Genomic DNA, 21,094 nt, shown 5'->3' on the forward strand with positions numbered 1-21,094 from the left:
TCCCCCAAGATACGTCACGCCACGCGGGTATTCAACGGTTGATGGGCCAGCCTGCCCTGTTAAGTTTGCGACTTACAGCAGCCTACTTCAACAGCAGCATCTTTTCTGTCTGCACGTGCTCTCCGGCCTGCAAACGGTAAAGGTACACACCGGTGGAGACCGGTCCCCCGGTCGACGACCTCCCGTCCCAGGTTATGACATGTGACCCGGCCGACTGCTCCCCGTCGACCAGCGTCCGCACCCGCTGACCGAGCACGTTGAATATCTCGATTCTCACATGGCTCCGCTGCGGAAGAACGTACTTGATCGCGGTTGACGGATTGAACGGGTTCGGGTAATTCCGGCCCAATTCAAAGCCGTGCGGCAGTTCCAACGGCCCATAATCCTCAACGTCCACGTAAACGTCACTGAGATTAAATAGAATGGAAACATTGTTGGAGTAATAATTAGCTACCGCCAGGTCATTGTCACCATCCCCGTCAAGATTAATCGCGAAGACAGAGGACGGGCCACTTCCCACGCCATAGTTGACCGCGGTTGCAAAGGTCCCGTCACCGTTGTTCTTCAGAACGGAGACATTGCCATAGAACGAATTAGCTACCGCCAGGTCATTGTCATCATCACCATCAAGATCAATCGCGAAGACAGACCCCGGATAACTTCCCACGCCATAGTCGACCGCGGCCTGAAATGTCCCGTCACCGTTATTCTTCAGAATGGAAACATTGTCAGACTCAATGTTAGCTACCGCCAGGTCATTGTTACCATCAGCGTCAAGATCAATCGAGAAGACAGACCCCGGACCATCTCCCACGCCATAGTTGACAGCGGCAGCAAACGTCCCGTCACCGTTATTCTTCAGAATGGAAACACTGTTGGAGTAATGATTAGCAACCGCCAGGTCATTGTCATCATCTTTGTCAAGATCAATCGAGAAGACAGACTCCGGCACACTTCCCACGCCATACTCAACCGCGGCCTCAAACGTCCCGTCACCGTTATTCTTCAGAATGGAAACATTGTCAGAATACGCATTAGCTACCGCCAGGTCATTGTCATCATCACCATCAAGATCAATCGAGAAGACAGACCCCGGACCATCTCCCACGCCATAGTTGACCGCGGCCTCAAACGTCCCGTCACCGTTGTTCATCAGAATGGAAACATTGTCAGAGCCCGCGTTCGCTGCCGCCAGGTCATTGTCATCATCACCATCAAGATCAATCGAGAAGACAGAGTACGGACCATCTCCTGCGCCATAGCCGACCGCGGCCTGGAACGTCCCGTCACCGTTGTTCTTCAGAATGGAAACATTGAAAGAGTAATAGTTAGCTACCGCCAGATCATTGTCACCATCTTTGTCAAGATCAATCGAGAAGATTGAGCGCGGACCATTTCCTGCGCCATTTCCTGTGCCATAGTTGACCGCGGCCTCAAACGTCCCGTCACCGTTATTTACCAGGACAGAAACATTGTCAGAATTGCCATTGGCTATCGCCAGGTCATTGTCATCATCACCATCAAGATCAATCGAGAAGACAGAGTACGGACCATCTCCTGCGCCATAGTCGAACGCGGCCTGGAACGTCCCGTCACCGTTGTTCATCAGAATGGAAACATTGTCAGAATACGCATTAGCTACCGCCAGGTCATTGTCATCATCACCGTCAAGATCAATCGAGAAGATTGAGCGCGGACCATTTCCTGCGCCATTTCCTGTGCCATAGTTGACCGCGGCCTCAAACGTCCCGTCACCGTTATTCTTCAGAATGCTAACATTGTCAGAGCCATAGTTCGCTGCCGCCAGGTCATTGTCATCATCACCATCAAGATCAATCGAGAAGACAGAGTATGGATTAGTTCCCACCAAATAGTCGACCGCGGCCTCAAACGTCCCGTCACCGTTATTCTTCAGAATGGAAACATTGTCAGAGCCCGCGTTCGCTGCCGCCAGGTCATTGTCATCATCACCATCAAGATTAATCGAGAAGACAGAGGACGGGCCACTTCCCACGCCATAGTCGGCCGCGGCCTCAAACGTCCCGTCACCGTTGTTCTTCAGAATGGAAACATTGTAAGAGTAATAGTTGGCTACCGCCAGGTCATTGTCACCATCTTTGTCAAGATCAATCGAGAAGATTGAGCGCGGACCATCTCCCGCGCCATAGTTGACCGCGGCCTGAAATGTCCCGTCACCGTTATTCTTTAGAACGGAGATATTGTCAGAGTACGCGTTAGCTACCGCCAGGTCATTGTCACCATCACCGTCAAGATCGATCGAAAAGACAGAGTATGGTTCATCTCCGGCACCATAGTCGACCGCGGCCTCAAACGTCCCGTCACCGTTGTTCATCAGAATGGAAACATTGTCGGACTCATTGTTAGCTACCGCCAGGTCATTGTCGCCATCACCATCAAGATCAATCGAGAAGACTGAGGTCGGATATTCTCCCACACCATAATCGATCCTTGCGGCGAATAGTGGTTCGTCGGCCAGGGCATCAGGCATGGCCAGTGTCATTGCCGCCATCAGCCACAGCGCCAGGATACAGCCTGATTTGAGTACGCTTTTCATGTTTGCCTCCCCTGGTGTTTTGTTTTCTGCAATTCCGCTCAGATATTTGGCCACCGTTTGCGAAACACACCTGCCCCTGCGACAGGTATTCTCCAGCCCCGCGCGTGAACTCATCAATTCCGGTGTCTGGACACGGGGCGATATCAGATCGATGACGGGCTATATTTGATATATCAATATACGCACTGTGGACCAAAAAGTCAACGATATTTCGGACTCCGAGAGACCCATCCCGATGCCGGGCATTGCATTAAGGTCGAAAAGGGCAGTCCGCCGCTGCAACGACCGGGGTCAGACGAAGAAGGGCCGGGAGCATGGTATTCTCGCTCATTCTAAATCACGAGGGGAAAGGCTCTGCTGCGGCAGTGGCAGTGGATCCCGTTTTTCAGTTGCCAGGTCAGCCGGCGATCATTAGCTTTACAGGCGACCGGCACTGATGGGAAATGCCACTGATGAGCAGACATGTGAAGCGGCCGGTCGGATCAATCCGCCGTCATTGAGATCCCGGCAACGGCCGGAGACAACCCGGCGTTACCCGAAATAAGTGGGACAACAGGTCCGGTCAGGGAGGATCGGCGCGTTATCAAAGAAACTCGAAACTGTTTCAACGTTACCTGTTTGCTTGATCAATCCATAAGGAGGCAGCATTTATGTGGCTGAAATGTAATCATTGCGGCAACGTCTACTCGAACCAGTCGCGCAGCGTCGGGGGCACATGCGGGGTGGACAATTGCACGGGGAAATTGGTGGTTCTTGCTACCATGCAAGCCGCGGCCTCGTCAGCCCGGCTGGACCTGAGGTGCCAGAAGTGCGGCAACGTATACTCGTCGAGTTCTTCGGGGAAGCACATTTACGGCACGTGCGGCGTGAACGGGTGCTTCGGGAAGCTCGACCGCTACTGGGGTTGACATTTCCGGTCTGGATGTCGCTTTAACCAACCAGACGAATTTGTCGAATGACTCGATGCATGACTGGCGGCCTCAATGGTCGCCGATTCCGCAGTAGCGGGAGGAATAAACAGATACTCGGGGTTACTCACCATAAAAGGTGGCCCACCATTCATGGTGGGATTCCCGCGGAAAGAACGGATGCGAAAGGGGAGAGTGAACATGAGAGCTGTGGCAATAACGCTGGTTCTGCTTGTCGCTCAGGCCGCCTGGGGCCAGGGTGAAGCCACGGTTGCAGCGCAGCCGACCGAGGTGGTTTTTGTCAGCTATGCTGGCAACGAAACACAGCTTGAGCGTGCCTGTAATCTGGCCGAAAGTATCCGAACCTTCGCCGGTCGGTATAAGGATGCGCCGATATGGGTGTACGCTTCTCCGGAACTCCTGGAGGGTGAATCTGCGGCGTTGCGGCAGCTCGAAGGGCTGAAAGTGGAAATCAGGCGCGTCGTCATTCCCGAAGAGACGTCCTGGTTCTTTCTCTCGGGAATGGTGTTCTCTGCGGCTTCCGCGGAAGCGGCAGCAGACGGAGCGGCGGTTATCGTGGTGTTTATGGGCAGCGACACTATCGTGCTGCAGGAACCGCACGAGTTCATCCTGGCTGACTCAGTGGTTTTGGGATACCGCCCCGTGATGCATAAGAACATCAGCCCATTGTATTCGGAACCGCTCGATACCTACTGGAAAACGGCATACGATCTTATGGGTATCGATGAAGCGGCGGTCTTTCCGATGGTTACACAAGCCGACGGCGACACGATACGCCCCTATGTCAATGCAGGCTGCATGGCGATCCGCCCGGAGCGGAGTATTTTCAGGAAATGGGCGGAGATATACAAACGCCTCTGCCGGGACTCGGTCCTGAAGGCTGAGAGCGTGCAGGACGGCATGAAACGGGTTTTTACTTTCCAGGTGGCCCTGACCGGAGCCGTTCTGAATAATCTCAAGCGGGGCGAGATGGTGGAGCTTTCCCAGCGGTATAATTACCCGATCTTTTTCAGGGAAATGTTCGGTGCCAAGCGCGATTTTCATGACATCACGGACGCGGCCACAATTCGTTACGAACACTTCTTTGATGAGCCGCCGCCCAACTGGGAAGAGCAACTGCAAGGACCGCCTGACAGGATTACGTGGATAAAGGAACACTGCGAAAAAGACTGAGCCGGCGCGGTGCAGAACAGAACCCTTCAGCGACGGGGTGGCCCATCCGCTTGCGGTGGGTTTCTCTCATAAAAACCGGCTTTCGCCGGTTTCCCAATTTGGCACCGGGGGGCGGATTTGCCGCAGGTCCTGAGCGGGCCGAAGGATCGCAGATGCTGAGCGCAGCGAAGTAAACCTCCGACAACCACCTCGCAGGTGCTTCGGGTTATGAGCTTGCTCAGTTGTCCGAACAACAGAAAACACCAGACACTAAGAGGCAATAATAGCAACAACTTAACTTGAGCCTTTTGTCTGGTGTTTTCTCTTATTATCTGTTGTTTTGGCTAATTATGTTAGAAAAATGTTAGAAAGAGGTGTATGTCAAAGTTACTTGATACTTTGTTGAGGTATGTCCTGTCAGGTTGCTCGGAGTAGCTAATGTGGGCACCGAGATCTTCGCCGTCATCAGGACATTGCTAGGAATCAACGACTACTAATCATTTTAGCGCACCGTGCCTTGATTCACGCAATCCCAAAAGGACCTTATTCTGCTTGACAAATATAGTACGATATAGTACTATGCTATATAGAACCACCTAACTGGAAAGGCGAAGAGAAATGAGCGGTAGTGATGCAAAACAGGATTGCCTTAAGTTAATGGAAGCAACTGATATTATGTACTTGTCAACTATCGGAGAAGACGGTTTCCCTTACATAAGAGGCGTTATGAATCTGAGAAATAGCAAGAATTACCCCGACTTGGTCGAAATATTCAACCGACATGGCAATGACTTTCAAGTGTACATTTCGACTAGAACTTCCTCCAACAAGATCAAACAAATCGCAGCTGATAATGCAGTCAGTATTTACTATTGCGACCCTGAAAAGCACCAGGGTTTAATGTTGGCAGGTCAAGCAGAAATTGTCTCAGATTCGAAAATGAAGCATAGGCTATGGCAGGATGATTGGGGAACATGTTTCCCTGATGGCAAGAACGATCTCGACTATTCGATCATTCGTATCAGACCCGCATTTGCACAAGGTTGGTGGGAGTCTGCAACCTTCAGATTCGAATTGGCTGGAAGAATATGAAGAGGCAACCTGAAGGCGGATTTCTGATAGGCAAGATACATCGACTGTCACACAGGATACTCACAAGGAAACTCAAAGACTATCAAATCAATCTTATCAATCCAGCTCAGGGCCGAATAATGTTTGTGGTGTGGCGGAAAGATGGTCTTTCAATTAGCGACCTTGCCAGAGAGACATCACTTGGCAAATCAACTTTAACAAGCATGCTCGACCGTCTGGAGAAAGCAGGTCATCTAAAACGCGTTCCTTCGCAGGATGATCGGCGAAAACTGTTAATCAGGCGCACGAGGAAAGACAGGGCGGCCGAGGAAACATATAAGGCGGTATCAAAGAAAATGACTAAGCTATTCTATAGTGGTTTTTCGAAACACGAGATTGGTCAATTTGAAGGATACCTGCAAAAAATACTAGCCAATCTCACGGCCTCTGACCTGCATTGAAATGATGCTCTTACTGCTGCGCGAACAACAATGTGCCTGATGTCTTACCAAATGTAGATACAGAAAGGAATTGTTCATGGGTAAACAAGAATCTATCCCAAGAGTGAATCGCCGGAAATTCATCACTACAGTCATGCCTGCATGCGGTCTCTCATGCCTGGGTGTTGGGAATTTGGCTGGCATCTGTGGCAGCGCGAGTGCTGACCAGGAGGAACCCATGGTACACAAGTTTCAGAAGAACTGGTGCAAAACCCACGAGGAGGCGTTCGAGTGGCGGTTTGGATACTACATTGAATACATGGAACAGTTTGCCAAGTATCTTGGCCGGGATGAGCTGGTCCAGATGATCAAACGGGCCGTTGACGATAGTCTTCCACCTGCAAAAGTTGGCGATCCTGATTTTTCCCTTAGGAGATGGATTCAGGGTGGTAATGATATGTACGCAAACATGATGACCTGGGAAGTCATTGAGCAAACGGATACTGTCTACGAAATGAGGGTCTCTGAGTGCCTGTGGTGTAAGATTTTCCAAAAACACAATGCTGCCGATATTGGTTATGCTTCAGTCTGCTACTCGGATTTTGCCTACGCTCGCTCGGTTCATCCGAAATTGAGTATGAAACACACCAAGACACTGATGAACGGAGACGGCTACTGCAACCATCGCTGGATCTTTGAGGGCTGAGTTTCAATCGAAGGAGACCATATTGATTAGCGGCCGATGCGATAGTGATTTGCCTGGAATACAGATCACGGATTATCTAATTCAGGCCGTCGAGTGTCGGCTTATGAGCCTGTTCAATAGTCCGACCAACAGAAAGCACCAGACACTAACCTGCCATAATGGTAATAAGTTACGACAGACCAGGTGCCTGGTGTTTTTTCTTATTATCTGTTGTTCCTGCTCGTTTTGTTAGAAAACTGTTAGAAAAGAGCTACTGTGCATATGAACAAGAAACGGTGTTGTCTCGTCACTGATATTAGTAAACATAAGTAATGATACATAAGCCTTGCTACCTGGGAGAGAGGCCGTGAAGAGCATCAATTCCATAACTGCCTGCCTGTTTATTGTTCAAAGCCAGTTGGTTGCAGGGGACGTATCACTTACGGGTAATTGTGAGACATTAAACGACGCTGAAAATACCGCTTCGAGTGGCCAGAGGCCTGGTTGTAACAACGAAAGTCTCGCTAATGATTCACCGATAGACTACGAGATCTTTTATGGTCTAAACGAAAGTCACAGTAGAAACTGGGTGCAAACGAACGGCGACCGGGTCATTGGTATCACTTACTTTCAGCAGTTCGAAGGCAGTTCTGATGAAGGGACTTTGATTTACAAGACGATCAATCTTGACGGTTCCGGAGATGTAGACTCAGTAACGACCGGCCAACGCCTGGAGAAATCCGTCCTGCTGTATGATTCCTTGTTCTCCCCCCATATTTTTGTCGCCCGGTCGGATGATCTTGATCAAGTCATTGATCATCATTATAAGAACGATTTTGATAAGTGGCAAAGCGAGACAATTACGCATTTCAACAATCTGGGAGGAAGGTTCATATACGAACTTTCTGCAGACACAGGCCCCGATCATTCATTTCACCTGTTGATTTTGAAAACACGTTCCGATATTGATTCGGATGATTATTGGAATGCTTGGATAAATTCATATTTGTACCATATGACAAATTCAAACGGTACCTGGCAAAGGCAGCTCATTCATAATTATGATATGGCCTATACCTATGATCACTATATCAAATCCTCCGGTCGTCAGGATATAAAAGTCGATAACGACGGCTACGTACACGTGACTTTTTCGCAGCAGATAAATGCAAGCGACGATCCTTCCCGGTTGCTTTATGCAACGAACAAATCGGGAACCTGGGACATAGAGGTGGCCTTGAATAATGATTACGGACCCAGAGATGATGCCGGATGGTTTCCTTCTTTATGCCTGGATAATGATGGTGTACCGCATATCTCTTGCATGTATGTTAATCGCGTTCATACGTATTCTGCTGTGTATTGTAAGCTTCTCTTGCTCAAGAGGCTGGGTAGCAACAACTGGCAGTGCGAGGTAATCGCGGAACACGATGATGGGTATTACGGGACTGATGGAAGGAACTTTACAGGTGCCTTATCTCATCTGGTTTTCGACGATGAAAACACACCTCATTTAGTCTTCTCGGATATCGCGTCGTCGCACTGGGGCTATCAGCGCCTTAATGTGGGCAATATAAGGTATGGAGTTTTTAGGGATGGAGACTGGGAGATCAAAACGATTTATCGTCAGCCATTACCCACCGGCTTTCTAAGCGCCACTGAGATGCACGGGATGTGCTTGGTTGTGTCAGAGTTGACTGATACAATACGTGTTATAGGGGAGGAATTGGAGATTACTTCGGCCTTTCAATATACTTCCAATCTGCTCGATTTTTCATGGGCCAAAGTTCCCGCTGACAATACAAATGTTCGCGGGGAGTATGGGAATTCAGTACCTGATCAATACTATTTGTCCCAGAACTACCCGAATCCGTTCAACCCGGGAACCTGGATAGAGTTCTATTTGCCCCGCCGGTCCAACGTGGCTATTTCGATTTACAACCTGCTTGGCCAACAGATCAATACTCTGGTTAGCCGGGAACTGACGGCCGGTAGCCATTCCGTCTATTGGAACGGTGCTGATTGCCACGGCAGCACGGTGTCAAGCGGCATTTATTTCTATCGCTTCCGGTCCGACGATTATGTCGAGACGAAAAAAATGCTGCTACTGAAGTAGTCCGGGTTGTGACCCAGCCGGATGCTGTTCCACTATGTGTCAGCGATGCTATTCCGGATTTGTTCGACAGTTACTCAACTGTCGCCCCTGGGGAGGGACCTTACACTAACCGGCAGTGGGCCACATTGTGACTATTGGACGTTTCCCGTTTCAAGAATGTTAAAGGCAATCTTACAGCTGGTCCCTATTGACGTCTACGGTTTCAGTATCGCCGTTCCCCAGGTAGCGGGTGACTCAACCGCCGCGTCCGCAGGCCAGTAACCATAGATTGTCGGGACCCACTCGGCTCGGAATGCCAGACCGATCGCGTCTCCCACCGCGACCCCGATCTTCGTCAGCGGTATCCGGATCTCAAAGGTATCGAGTGGCGGCGGGTCCGGGACCATTGGGAAATTCGGTATTCCCTCCCAGTCGGGCTGAACAACGCTGCAGTCGTTATAGAGGTCGTAAGTACCGTGCGCTTCGCAATCTGACGCCGACACATGGAACCACCAATCGTCACTCATCCAATGCTCTGTCTTGTCATTCCCCACATCGATCAGCATTTCGGGCAAACACAAGTTCTCTTCCTGCCGAAAGACATAGTGGTAAGCCGCAAGCAGATTAGTGCCATCATGCTTGATCATGACCGTGACATCCACCCAGTTGTCGACAGTAAACTGCCTCAGGACGGCGTCACTCCATTCGCCGGGGTCGAGAGTGCCGTCCATTACAACCGGTGCGCCGAACGGTATCTCAAGAACTGAGCCGAGCGGAGTTGGACACGCCGCCGGCAACGGATTAGGCGGTATGAACAGGTAGCCGATCAGGGCCGTCAGATCGCCAATATCGACAATGCCTTCCTCGTCGCCATCAATGTTCGCCTCTTTCTTGCATCCTGGAGCTTCGTTTGGCGGGATGAAGAGATAGCTGATCAAAGCCGTCAGATCGCCAATATCGACGATTCCTTCGGGGTCACCATCAATGTTCCCCCGGATGCCGACACAACAACAGGCGTCGCCAATGTCATCCCCGTCGGTATCGCTCTGGTCGGGATTGTAGTCGAGCGGGCAGTTATCGACGCCCTCTGGAACACCATCTCCATCCTGGTCAAGCGTAAGACCCTCCGTGACGACCAGGAATTGATTCACATCAACATTCACCAGCACATCGGTCAGGCCGCTTGGCCACTCCACCAGGATCGAGTCGACGGCGGTCGCGTCACCAAGACCGAAATGCGCCTCGAGCGGAGGTTGCGCGTTAGTTCCTGTTTGGCTGACAATTTCTCGCATTTGCCAGACTGAACTTCCGCCGATATTCGCTTTTAGACGGACTTTCGCACCAATGGCTGAGCGATTTGAAATAGTACCATAGGGTTTAATTGTAATCCAGCGGTTGAGATTACCGTTGTTGCGGTATAGTCTGTTTACCGCATATACGCTGTTATTGTTCCAACTGGGATCATACCGGCAAGTATAAAGATCAACGTCGCCGTCTCGATCATAATCACCCCAAACTGCGGACACTACAATATGAGTATCGGCCGCAATGATTCCCTCGGTTATCTTATTGAAGGTATGATCGCTAAGATTCTCAAAGAGATTCCCTTCCGAAAGTACGGGATAATCCCAATTCATTCGCGTGATGAAAATATCCAGGTCACCATCATTATCATAATCACCCCAGATGCCCTGATACGCAAAACCATCACTCGATTGCAGGCCATGTCCTACTACGCTTGTAAAAGTACCGTCGCCGTTGTTGCGATACAAGAATGGCTCGCCGTCTCTATTCGCCACAAATAGATCCTGATCACCGTCATTGTCGTAGTCTCCCCAACTGCTACAGAAGCAATAACCCGAGTCGCTGCCCAAAACACTCTCGGCCATCAAAGTAAAATTACCATTTCCATCGTTACGATACAAATCGTTGCCTTCCCGCTGAATGCTCGAAGTGAATAAATCCGGATCACGGTCATTGTCATAATCACACCAGGTAGCGCTGTAAGTATGCTTTGCATCGGTCACGATTTCTCCAGAGTCAACTTTAGTGAAGACGCCATTGTTATTGATATACAGGTAGTTGGGAAAGGGATCGTACCCCTGAACATTGTCGTCGGTCGAATTACCGATAAACAAATCCAGATCTCCGTCGAGGTCAATATCAACCCAGTTCGGTGAGGTCGAGCCGGCGTTCTCACCGCTTATAACGTTCTCGGTGTCTATGACGAAGTTGCCGGAGCCATCGTTGATGTATAGGAAGTTCGGATCAGCCTTGAAATTCGCTAACAGCAAATCCAGACCGCCGTCACTATTGTAATCTGCCCAACTGGCGGCATAACACTCCAGGGCAGTTCCAACAACTTCCAGTTTGTCGACAACGGTAAAAGAACCATCACCGTTATTATGATAGAGATTGTGATAGGCCGGGGGCGGATCTTCCGAAACTGCCCAGTAATCGATATTCAGAAGATCGAGATAATTGTCCTGATCATAATCGACCCAGCATACGCCCCAGGTAGAAGCGTTGGTATTTACATGCGGTCCTTCGGTGACTCTGGTGAAAGGGTCTGCTGTCAGCTTGGCATTGAGCACCGGGGTCACTGCCGCGCTGTCTGCCTGGCCGATCGCTTCGTGAATTGTCGCAGCCTGCAGATTTCCGCACACCGCTAGTGCCAGGATCGGCAGAAACCATCCAAGTCTCATGATTACGGTCCCTTCTTTCTCGCGCATCAGCATTCGATGACTTTTGTACTATGACGTTACGAAGGGGCGCCTCATAAAGTTTTTTCTTCAGGTTTTTTGACGGGGTGGCCCATCCGCTTACGGCGGGTGTCACGGACACAAAAAGGCCAGTTTATTAGATGGCCCTAAGATCTTGATAGCGGGGGGAGGATCTGCCGCAGGTCCTGAGCGCAGAGAAGGATCGCAGATGCTGAGTGCAGCGAAGGAAACCCCTGACAACCACCTCGCAGGTGCTTCGGGGCATGAGCCTGTTCTATCGTCCGACCAACAGAAAGCACCAGACACTAACCTGTAGTAATAGCAATTACTTACGGGAAACACAGTGTCTGGTGTTTTTCCCTTATTATCTCCTGTTTTGGCTAATTATGTTAGAAAAACGTTAGAAAGGGGTATATGTAAGAGTGTGTGAAGTAACGGTTCGGAAAGTCAATAGTTCTACCAGGTGAGGCGGCAGACCTTCTGACGGGGAGGACGTGATGCCATTGACAGAATCACTTGATTGTCTATATTGAGATAAGAAAACCATGATACGGGAGGGACCATGATGAGATTCGTTTTCGCACTCATCATTATATTTCCGGCTATCCCGATCCATGCAACAACAATCCATGTGCCGGCTGATTCTTCAGCCATCCAGGCCGGAATAAATGGCGCTACCGAGGGCGATACCGTTTTGGTGGCAGCCGGGATTTACACCGGCGATGGCAACCGCGATATCGACTTTGGAGGCAAGAGCATCCTGCTCATGTCCGAAGAAGGACCAGACTTTACGACTATCGACTGCCAGGGCAGTGAACTGGATCAGCACCGAGCGTTTGATATTCATAATGGAGAAGACACAACAGCTATCATCGACGGTTTTACAATCACGGGGGCATATTGGGATGATGGCACCTACACGGGAGGAGCCGCTGTTTTTCTTGATAGTGCCGGTATGGCGCTGCAAAACTGTATTATAACCGGGAATTCTCAATCCGGTCTGCTAATTCAAGACTGTGATACCATGCCGCTTCGCATAATGAACTGCATGTTTAAAGACAACGGTGTATTCGGTATTCAAGTGGAGGGTGCATCAGCCAAGATCGCCGGTTCGGTTATTGATGGGAATGGTTATATCGGTATCTTTGCCGCAGATTGGGGATGGGGAGCACATTCTCTAGAAATATCCGGGTGCGTCATAGTCAATAACGGCAATGCTGGTCTTACTGTTATGTATCCGATGGAATTCCACGTTGAAAACAGCACTTTTTACAACAATCGTGACGGGATGTATTTCGAGTGGACGCCTCCCAAGAAAAGCCCGGAAGACTTAGTAGGAACATCTACCGTTTCCAACTGCCTGGCGGCCTATAATCTCAGGAATGGTTTTGAAAACGCTTTCGGCTATTCGGAATACGAGTTTCTCTGCAATAATTCGTACGGGAATAGTACACTCGACTGGGCCGGTTTGGACTACTACGATGGCGATGCATACGGCAACATTGTCGCCAATCCGGAGTTTTGTGATACGGCTTTGGGGAATCTTGGAGTTTCAGGTTCATCGCCGTGCGCACCGACTAACAACAATTGCGGAGTGCTTATCGGCGCCCTGGAAGCTGAGTGTGGTCTGGTAGATGTTGAAGAAGAAGAGGGTCCGCTACCATATACCTTTGAATTGAATCAAAACCACCCCAATCCATTCAATCCCACAACTCTGATCGAATACTCGGTTCAAACCCTATCGCATGTCAGGATCTCTATTTTCAATGTCCTGGGTCAAAGGGTTAGATTGTTGGTAGATGAAGTGAAGCCGGCAGGATCATATAGGGTGAGTTGGAATGGCGAAGACGAGAATGGCCAGCAGGTTGCTGCCGATGTTTACCTATACCGTTTCCGGGCTGGGGATTTTGTCGAAACAAAGAAAATGTTGCTTTTGAAATAAGAAGGTGTCGAGGAGACTGAGATGATGGACGGTGGGTCCGTCCTTCTCTTGTTTACTTGAAAAGACAAATATAATCTGTTGTTAGAACATCCCGTTTTCAAAGCAAATTCCACCCAAAAACAAACTCCCGAAGCTTTTGAACTTCAGGAGCTTGAACTCGGCAGCGGGGGGCGGATTTGCCGCAGGTCCTGAGCGCAGAGAAGGATCGCAGATGCTGAGCGCAGCGAAGTAAACCCCTGACCTTCGGGGCATGAGCCTGCGAGCTCGTCCGAACAGCGGAAACTGCCAGATACTAACCGGCAGTGGTGCCGTAAACTACATGAAACCACGTACCCGGCGCTTCGTATTGCTGACCGTGATCTTGGCGAACTCTGTCAGGAGAAGGTTTACAGGGTTGTATGAGAACCGCGAAACATGGATCGGACCACCGTGCCAGGGAGTCGAAATTCTCCAAACAGTCTTGAGAAATTCTTGTCTAAAGAACGACCCCGCCCGTCATTAGTAGTCACAAGGACACAAGCTGGTCTATACACATGAGGACATATCTCAACCCAGGTTAATCAAAGGAGAAAGACCAAATGCCCCGTGATGCTTTCAAATGTGCTTCAGCTCTGGTTCTAATCGTCATGTTGTCGGTTTCAGTTGTGGCCGGGCAGGCTGCAACTGAAATGCAACAGGATGCCGTTCCGTTAGACCCCATCGACGCTATTCTGGGTTTGTTCGACAGTTACTCAATTGTTGCGCTTGGGGAGGGACCTCACGCGAATTGGCAGGGGGCCACGTTTCGACTGGAGCTTATCAGGCATCCTCGTTTTTCTGAGAAGGTCAATGACATTGTCGTTGAGTTCGGAACCGGCCGCTATCAGGACATAATGGATCGTTATGTTTCCGGGGAAACGGTTCCGATGGACAGTGTCCGGCTTTGCTGGAGAGAGACAACCCAACCGGTCATCTGGGATGCGCCCGTCTATGCTGAGTTTTTCGCAGCCGTACGCGATCTGAATCAATCTCTTGCGCCTGGGAAGCGGCTGCGTGTGCTGCTGGCTGACCCTCCGATAGACTGGAGCCGGATAAGAACACGAGAAGAATTAGAGCAGTGGTATTATGATCACATGCCGAGCAGGGCATGGGGCAAGGTTAATGCACGAGATGGCTATGCAGTTGATGTCGTGGAACGCGAAGTTCTGGCAAAAAGCAGAAAGGCGCTGGCCATTGCCGGTGACGCGCATTTTAACCGGGCGACTTTCAACCCGGAAATGCCGGGGTTTATGGGGGCCTATTTCACGGGGAATTTCGTTCACCAGTTGGAGCGCATGCATCCCGGATCGGTCGTCAGTATCACTTCCATAATAAACGTTGATAGCCTCGAATTCAGACACCCCGAAGTATTGTCATGGCCGACACCCTCTCTGGTCCATCTGAAAAGCACAAAGATCGGGAGTCTGAAAACATTCGGCCCGCGGGCGCTGGAAGAAACACACGATGCGGTATTGTGGATGGGGCCAAGTAGTTTGCTTAGTTATTCCCGCCTGATGCCGGAAGTTGTTGAGAACGAGGAGTATTATCTGGAAGCGTTAAGAAGAGACAGTCTGTGGATGAAACAGTACCAGGATGTGCTGCGTGGACTCCGGTCAGAATATCTTGGCGATTAAGCTGGCGCTGACATTAGAGGTCATGCATCCTCTAACGCCAGATTGGCACATTCTAAATCCTCTGGCCTGCTGTTTTGGCTGATTCTGTTAGAAAAATGTTAGAAAGAGGTGTTATTCGGGCTTACAGAAAACACGCCGTAAGATAAAGAGATTGGTGACTTGATTAGCGCCATTTAATCCAAGTCTTGATTCCAAAGACTGGCATCACATTTACCGATTTAACAAGGCCTGGTTATTTGCGTCTCTTAAAGAGAATATTGACGGAATTAATAAATCACAAACACCAACAGGAGGAATAGAAAGTATGGTGTCTCTACGATCAATAATCGTCCCAGCAATAGTGATTATCATAGTGTCAGCAACGGGCCAGGCTCAGGAAACAATCAATGATCTGAGATTCGTGAAAAGTGATCAGACTTTTTCTGCCATGGCCAGCACTGGAGTATTTTTGGAGGATATTGATGCCGACAGGGATTTTGATGCAGTAATTTCAAATTTCGGCCAGTCGTTAGTCCTGAAAAATGATGGGGCTGGTCGATTCGTAGAAGTTCAGCAAGTTGAATCGTTACATGGTGTTTTGGTCGGTGATATTAATATGGATGGAAAGGACGACTTGCTTTCTTACCCAAGCACGATGATATACCTGAATAATGGCCGCGGGGAATTCAAAAACATTGATAATGCTGCTGTAAGGAAGAGCGAACAGCTAGATTATTGTGCTCATTTGGTTGATCTTGATAATGATGACGATCTTGATGTCGTAACGGAGAGTGTAACCGGGCAGCTAATCAGTTGGATAAATGACGGGAGTGGTCAGTTCAAAGAAGGTATGTTCAAGCTTCCTGCAAATGCGTCGTTTTGCGATCTAAATAACGATAGGGCGATTGATTGCATTGTTCGGGAGAGCAAAAAGCAGTTGGTTAAGACAGGCGGCGTAGAAAAGTGGTCGGATCGAGAGGGCGATGTTGGATATCGATTATATTTAAATGATGGCAATGGAAGGTTTGAAGACTTTTCGTTCGTTTCGGTCCCCGAACTGGTTCGAAGTGGAAATCGATGGACTTGGTTTTTTGATTTTGATAATGACGGAGACATGGATATTGTATTCTCCGATCGGGAAAGCCATTTAGCCCGTATATTGGAAAATGACGGAAAAGGTAACCTGAGGATCGGACAGAGTTTGACCACGGTAACATACGGGAAAATCGGCACCGGAGATTTGAATAATGATGAATACATAGACCTCGTCATTACTAATAGGAACGAGCCGGCTCAGATTTGGATAAATGATCGCAAGGGCAGGTTTTATGATTCCGGAATTAGATTGGAGGGAAACTCCCTGAGCCAAGGTTGCACAATTAAAGATATCGACAATGATGGCGATCAGGATATTTTCATGATATTCTACCAAAGAGGCAGTGCAAGTATCTGGTATAATCAGATTGTGAAGGATGCTTACGAGTATTAATGTGTTTGTACATCCGGGAGTAATATACTTAGAGGAAACCCGGTCGATTAGCCACTTGCAGGGAAGAGCCCATTGTCGATGCCGCTACTTGGCGGCTGAAGGAAAACCCACCCAAAAAAAATCCCCGAAGCCTCTCGGCTTCAGGGACTTAAATTTGGTAGCGGGGGGAGGATTTGCCGCAGGTCCTGAGCGAGCCGAAGGATCGAAGATGCTGAGCAAAGCGAAGTAAACCGCCGACAACCACCTGACAGGTGCTTCGGGTTATGAGCCTGTTCAATAGTCCAAACAGTGGAAAGCACCAGACACTAACAGGTAATAATAGCAATAACTTAGCTTGAGCCTGTTGTCTGGTGTTTCTTTTTGTTTTAGCCTGTCTTGGCTAGTTTTGTTAGAGAACTGTTAGAAAACCAAGTATGTGATTGACAACCGGTGGGATAAAATGATATCGTTGATATCAAAAATTCCCAGCGGAGGTGTCGAAATCGCAAAACAGATATTGATTCGTGATGATCCTGAAAACGTTCAGGACTGGATTGAAAGGGAATGTCATAAATCGAAAACATCATCGTTACAAAGGGAGTACATGTGACAGAACAATACATCATTCGAGAAGGTGTTTTCCAACATATTACGTTAGAAGGAACAAGCTACGAAATTGGCCGTAAGCAGGCAGAGATTCTGAAATCAACGAATGAAAGCTCGCTGAACAGCTTCACATCAGAAGAAGTTCATCCCAAAAAGTACGGATTTGCTACATTCAAGCAAGTTCAAAATGAATACGAAGTAGTTTGTCCAGGTATCAATGATGAAATTCAAGGATTTGCTGACGAGTTGGGATCGCCAATTGAAAAGATCATGTTCTATGACGCAAGTTATCTTGTGCAGGCTAATTGCTCGCATATGGTTGTATTGCCGTCTCTCACCCTCAATAAACATTTACTGGTAGGCCGAAGCTATGAACAGATTCCAGAGGAAGAAGATTTGCGTTTATGCACGACCCAGGTTAAGGGAAAGGCCCGCCACATCGGTTTTTCAGTCTTCCTTTTTGGACGGCAGGAGGGCATGAATGAGTACGGATTGAGCCTTACTATGTCTGCCGGTATGGCAGCAGGATATCCAAGCGAATGGAACAAAAAGACGGGACTGGGTTATTGGGTAATTCAACGTGGAATTTTAGATAACTGCAGAGATGTAAAAGATGCCTTGGAAAAACTCCGAATGTGTCCCCCGACCTCAAATACCAATATATTATTAGCTGAGCGTAATGGCAAAGCCGCTTTAGTAGAAATCTACGCTGGAGAGATGCAAGTAAAGGAGATAAACGACGCCTCAGATTGGCCCTGTTTGGTATCTACTAATCACTTCACATTGCCTGGTATGGCTGAACGCAATCACCACCAGATCATTCTTGATACTTCTCCTCCGCGAGCCGAGGCTATTCGCTCTGGTATTGAAGGAGCTCAACCTTCAGTTACTCGTGAAACCCTGCGTGGAATACTGACCACAGAGATTCCAAATGGCTGTTTTGGCCCTTACTACTCTGACGGATTTGGAACCCTATGGTCGATGATTTTCGATCTGACCGCTGGTGAAGTTGAGATTTGTTTTGGTGCACCTGGTTATAATCCTTGGCGGACATTTACGTTAGAAAATGTGGGTGAAGTAAGGGAGTATGAAGCGATATTCCCAGACAAACAAGGTTTGTTCAGTGATTCTGTGTCGCAAGGGTGACAGCTACCGGCCCACTTTTATTGATTGGCCGATACAAGAAACCGGCTTGCGCCAGTTTCATGATTTGGTAGCGGGGGCAGGATTTGAACCTGCGACCTTCGGCTTATGAGCCTGTTCAATAGTCCGACCAACAGAAAGCACCAGACACTAACCTGTTATAATGGTAATAAGTTACGACAGACTAGGTGCCTGGTGTTTTTTCTTATTATCTGTTGTTCCTGCTCGTTTTGTTAGAAAACTGTTAGAACGGGGTGTATGTCAAAACTCTTGACAAAACTGCGGTAATTACTTATGTGGTTTCACTACATGAAGAAGAATAGTGATATAACATGAATCAGATTAGAAAGAGTGAAGATACTCTGATCGAAATCGAATTTTCGAAGTTTGAAGCCGCTACTTTTATTTTCTTATTACAACACTCGCCCTCCACAGGTTATAAAGTTGCCAAGGGCATAGGGACATCATATTCGAACGCATATAAGATCTTAAAATCTCTGGAGAAAAAAGGATATGTGTTGGCCGAGAAAGGGGATAATAATCGGTATCGTGCCATACCAATTGATGAAGTCCTGAATATACTGGAGAAGAAGTTTAACCAGCGTAAGAATAATTTGGCGGATGCAATTGCTGATTTGCCACTGATAGAAAACGATCAAAGGATATATTAATTGAAGACAGTTGAGCAAGTTTATGCCGAAGTATGAGTGACATCGGTTCACCTGAATACTAATTCGTTAAGAATCATGTGTACTGAACGATACTTGACTTAACAATCATTTACTTCTGAGAGGATAATACACATTATGTCAGAAATCTCTGAAAAGAAGCACTCGATTGTGTCTTTTTTTGCATTGGCCTATCTGAGCACATGGGCATTCTGGATACCATTCGTGATCTTTGGCCCTTCCTCAACAGCCATCGCTTCAAACCCGGATTTGAGAGGCTCACCCTTTATGTTGTTGCAGGTTCTCGGCAACTTTGGACCTGCAATAGCTGCAGTTCTGCTTTGGATCTTCTCGGGGAAACGCACTGAACTCAGAGACGCATTTAGACGGTTACTCCCTCATCCCGCAAGTTTGATTTGGTATATTGTCGTTTTGCTTCTGCCTGTTGGAATGCTACTCCCCGGACTTATTGTTTACGCGCTTCTCGGGGGAAATATTGCAGGCTTCAGCATCTTGGGTTTATTGCTACTATTCGTCTCTGCTATCTTTATCAGCGGTTTAGGTGAAGAGATGGGATGGAGGGGGTATGCTCTGACAAGACTGCAGATGACCAAGAGTCCACTCATATCAAGCCTTATCGTCGGTGCCTTCTGGGGATTATGGCACTTACCAATAATCTGCTGGTACTCGCATCAAACCGGCTTGCTTTTCCTTGTTGAGTTCGGGCTATATGTGTTGGTCCTGACGGCCTTTTCTGTAATATTCACCTGGGTATATAACGCCACGGATAGGAGTTTATGGTTACTTGTACTAATGCACGCAGCGTTCACAACCAGTGGTAACACTATTGCAGCTTTCACACAACCTGTGGCGGGAGGTACTTGGGTGCCTTACATCGTGGGTGTGCTTTCAGCAGTTGTTGCAGCAGTTTTCGTCGTAGCTCTTAACCGAACCCGGATGTGCTCCAGGCAATGCGCTGCATAACTAGTCATTCAACTTGAGTAATCAATGCATAAGCTGCTTTTCTGTGGATGGGCAAACGCTCCCCTGCTTGTAGATACACCAGGCCTCCTTGGACAGATTGATCACATTATATGGGAAGACAAGGAGGTTTTTGTGGGGGTCGTAAGTGGAAAGTGGCATACAAGAAGTTAGTGTTGGAATACGATGATTTGATTGGAAGTGATGCAAAGTCATATCGTGATTTTGATGTTCCTATGTCAACATTTTATGAGTGGAAGAGATCGTTGAGGGAAGAAGGAGGGACAGTTGATACCGTACTAAATCAAGTTGTTGAAACGATCACTGAGCCTGGTGTATATGCTGCTTTCACAACCGATGCTTCGGTTGATGTTGAGGATGAGTATGGTGATGCTCTACCATACCGGTTTGAGCTCTCGCAGAACTACCCCAACCCATTCAACCCGGCGACGACAATTGAGTACAGCTTGCGGAAACGAGGTCATGTCACGATCGACGTGTTCAATGTCCTCGGACAGAAAGTGCGGACATTGGTCAACAGAGAAGAGCCGGCTGGTTCCTACACTATCACATGGAATGGAACCGATACGAACGGCAAGTCAGTGGCGACAGGTTTATACTTCTACCGATTCCAGGCCGGAGACCATGTCGAGACGAAGAAGATGCTTCTGTTGAAATAGTGACTATTAGCAGCAAATCAAAAGGGACAGGTTATGAAACTTGTCCCTTTCTTATTATCCACCAGACTACTCTGAACTAATTCTGTTAGAAAGTCAATTATTCGTGGATATATGAACACCACAATAGGTCTGTAATCTATTGCGGTGTAATAATTTGGTAGCGGGTGACCTGCCCCCCATATTTCGTTCCAGTTTGAGAGTTATTATGTTGGACTGGATCGAGGAAGGAGGATCTAATGGGCAGGCAACGATTTACAGTAGAAAGTATCGTCCGCAAGCTTCGGGAAGCGGAAGTGGAGCTGTCA

Annotated in this window: 15 protein-coding genes; 13 read left to right on the forward strand and 2 right to left on the reverse strand. The window is 48.4% G+C overall.

Annotated elements, in window-relative coordinates; translation table 11 throughout:
* Positions 1–82 precede the first annotated feature (82 nt).
* Complete coding sequence (locus VMY05_00825) at positions 83–2,575, reverse strand: FG-GAP-like repeat-containing protein (GenBank protein ID HUV29620.1); 2,493 nt, start codon at positions 2,573–2,575, stop codon at positions 83–85.
* Positions 2,576–3,225: 650 nt separating this feature from the next.
* On the opposite strand from VMY05_00825, the gene VMY05_00830 reads away from it, so the two are divergent.
* From VMY05_00830 to VMY05_00855, 6 genes are all read left to right on the forward strand, one after another.
* Positions 3,226–3,483, forward strand: coding sequence for a hypothetical protein (locus tag VMY05_00830; GenBank protein ID HUV29621.1), 258 nt, complete (start codon positions 3,226–3,228; stop codon positions 3,481–3,483).
* A gap of 201 nt (positions 3,484–3,684) precedes the next feature.
* The gene (locus VMY05_00835) at positions 3,685–4,677 is read left to right on the forward strand and encodes a hypothetical protein (protein ID HUV29622.1); all 993 of its coding nucleotides are present in this window, start codon (positions 3,685–3,687) and stop codon (positions 4,675–4,677) included.
* Positions 4,678–5,274: 597 nt separating this feature from the next.
* Positions 5,275–5,748, forward strand: a complete 474-nt coding sequence (locus tag VMY05_00840; protein ID HUV29623.1) for a pyridoxamine 5'-phosphate oxidase family protein — start codon at positions 5,275–5,277, stop codon at positions 5,746–5,748.
* A complete protein-coding gene (locus VMY05_00845; protein ID HUV29624.1) occupies positions 5,745–6,188 on the forward strand; it encodes a MarR family transcriptional regulator in 444 nt (147 codons plus the stop codon). Before VMY05_00840 ends, VMY05_00845 begins: the two co-directional genes overlap by 4 nt.
* 76 nt (positions 6,189–6,264) lie before the next feature.
* A complete protein-coding gene (locus VMY05_00850; GenBank protein HUV29625.1) occupies positions 6,265–6,873 on the forward strand; it encodes an L-2-amino-thiazoline-4-carboxylic acid hydrolase in 609 nt (202 codons plus the stop codon).
* Positions 6,874–7,219: 346 nt separating this feature from the next.
* Positions 7,220–8,968, forward strand: a complete 1,749-nt coding sequence (locus tag VMY05_00855; GenBank protein HUV29626.1) for a T9SS type A sorting domain-containing protein — start codon at positions 7,220–7,222, stop codon at positions 8,966–8,968.
* 194 nt (positions 8,969–9,162) lie between these two features.
* On the opposite strand, the gene VMY05_00860 is transcribed toward VMY05_00855, so the two are convergent.
* Entirely contained in the window at positions 9,163–11,679 is a 2,517-nt protein-coding gene (locus VMY05_00860) for a CRTAC1 family protein (protein HUV29627.1), read from the reverse strand.
* A gap of 553 nt (positions 11,680–12,232) precedes the next feature.
* On the opposite strand from VMY05_00860, the gene VMY05_00865 reads away from it, so the two are divergent.
* The 7 genes from VMY05_00865 to VMY05_00895 all read left to right on the forward strand — a co-directional run bounded on the left by VMY05_00865 (position 12,233) and on the right by VMY05_00895 (position 20,789).
* The gene (locus tag VMY05_00865; protein ID HUV29628.1) at positions 12,233–13,612 is read left to right on the forward strand and encodes a right-handed parallel beta-helix repeat-containing protein; all 1,380 of its coding nucleotides are present in this window, start codon (positions 12,233–12,235) and stop codon (positions 13,610–13,612) included.
* A gap of 578 nt (positions 13,613–14,190) precedes the next feature.
* Positions 14,191–15,264, forward strand: a complete 1,074-nt coding sequence (locus tag VMY05_00870) for a hypothetical protein (GenBank protein ID HUV29629.1) — start codon at positions 14,191–14,193, stop codon at positions 15,262–15,264.
* Between the two features lie 304 nt (positions 15,265–15,568).
* Complete coding sequence (locus VMY05_00875; GenBank protein ID HUV29630.1) at positions 15,569–16,732, forward strand: VCBS repeat-containing protein; 1,164 nt, start codon at positions 15,569–15,571, stop codon at positions 16,730–16,732.
* Between the two features lie 585 nt (positions 16,733–17,317).
* The gene (locus VMY05_00880) at positions 17,318–18,463 is read left to right on the forward strand and encodes a C45 family peptidase (protein ID HUV29631.1); all 1,146 of its coding nucleotides are present in this window, start codon (positions 17,318–17,320) and stop codon (positions 18,461–18,463) included.
* Between the two features lie 329 nt (positions 18,464–18,792).
* On the forward strand, positions 18,793–19,131 hold the full coding sequence (locus VMY05_00885; protein HUV29632.1) for a helix-turn-helix domain-containing protein: 339 nt from the start codon (positions 18,793–18,795) through the stop codon (positions 19,129–19,131).
* 135 nt (positions 19,132–19,266) lie between these two features.
* Positions 19,267–20,112, forward strand: a complete 846-nt coding sequence (locus tag VMY05_00890; GenBank protein ID HUV29633.1) for a type II CAAX endopeptidase family protein — start codon at positions 19,267–19,269, stop codon at positions 20,110–20,112.
* Positions 20,113–20,264: 152 nt separating this feature from the next.
* On the forward strand, positions 20,265–20,789 hold the full coding sequence (locus VMY05_00895) for a T9SS type A sorting domain-containing protein (GenBank protein HUV29634.1): 525 nt from the start codon (positions 20,265–20,267) through the stop codon (positions 20,787–20,789).
* The last annotated feature ends 305 nt before the right edge of the window (positions 20,790–21,094 follow it).

The organism is Acidobacteriota bacterium, from assembly GCA_035529075.1.
Lineage (GTDB): Bacteria > Zixibacteria > MSB-5A5 > GN15 > FEB-12 > DATKXK01.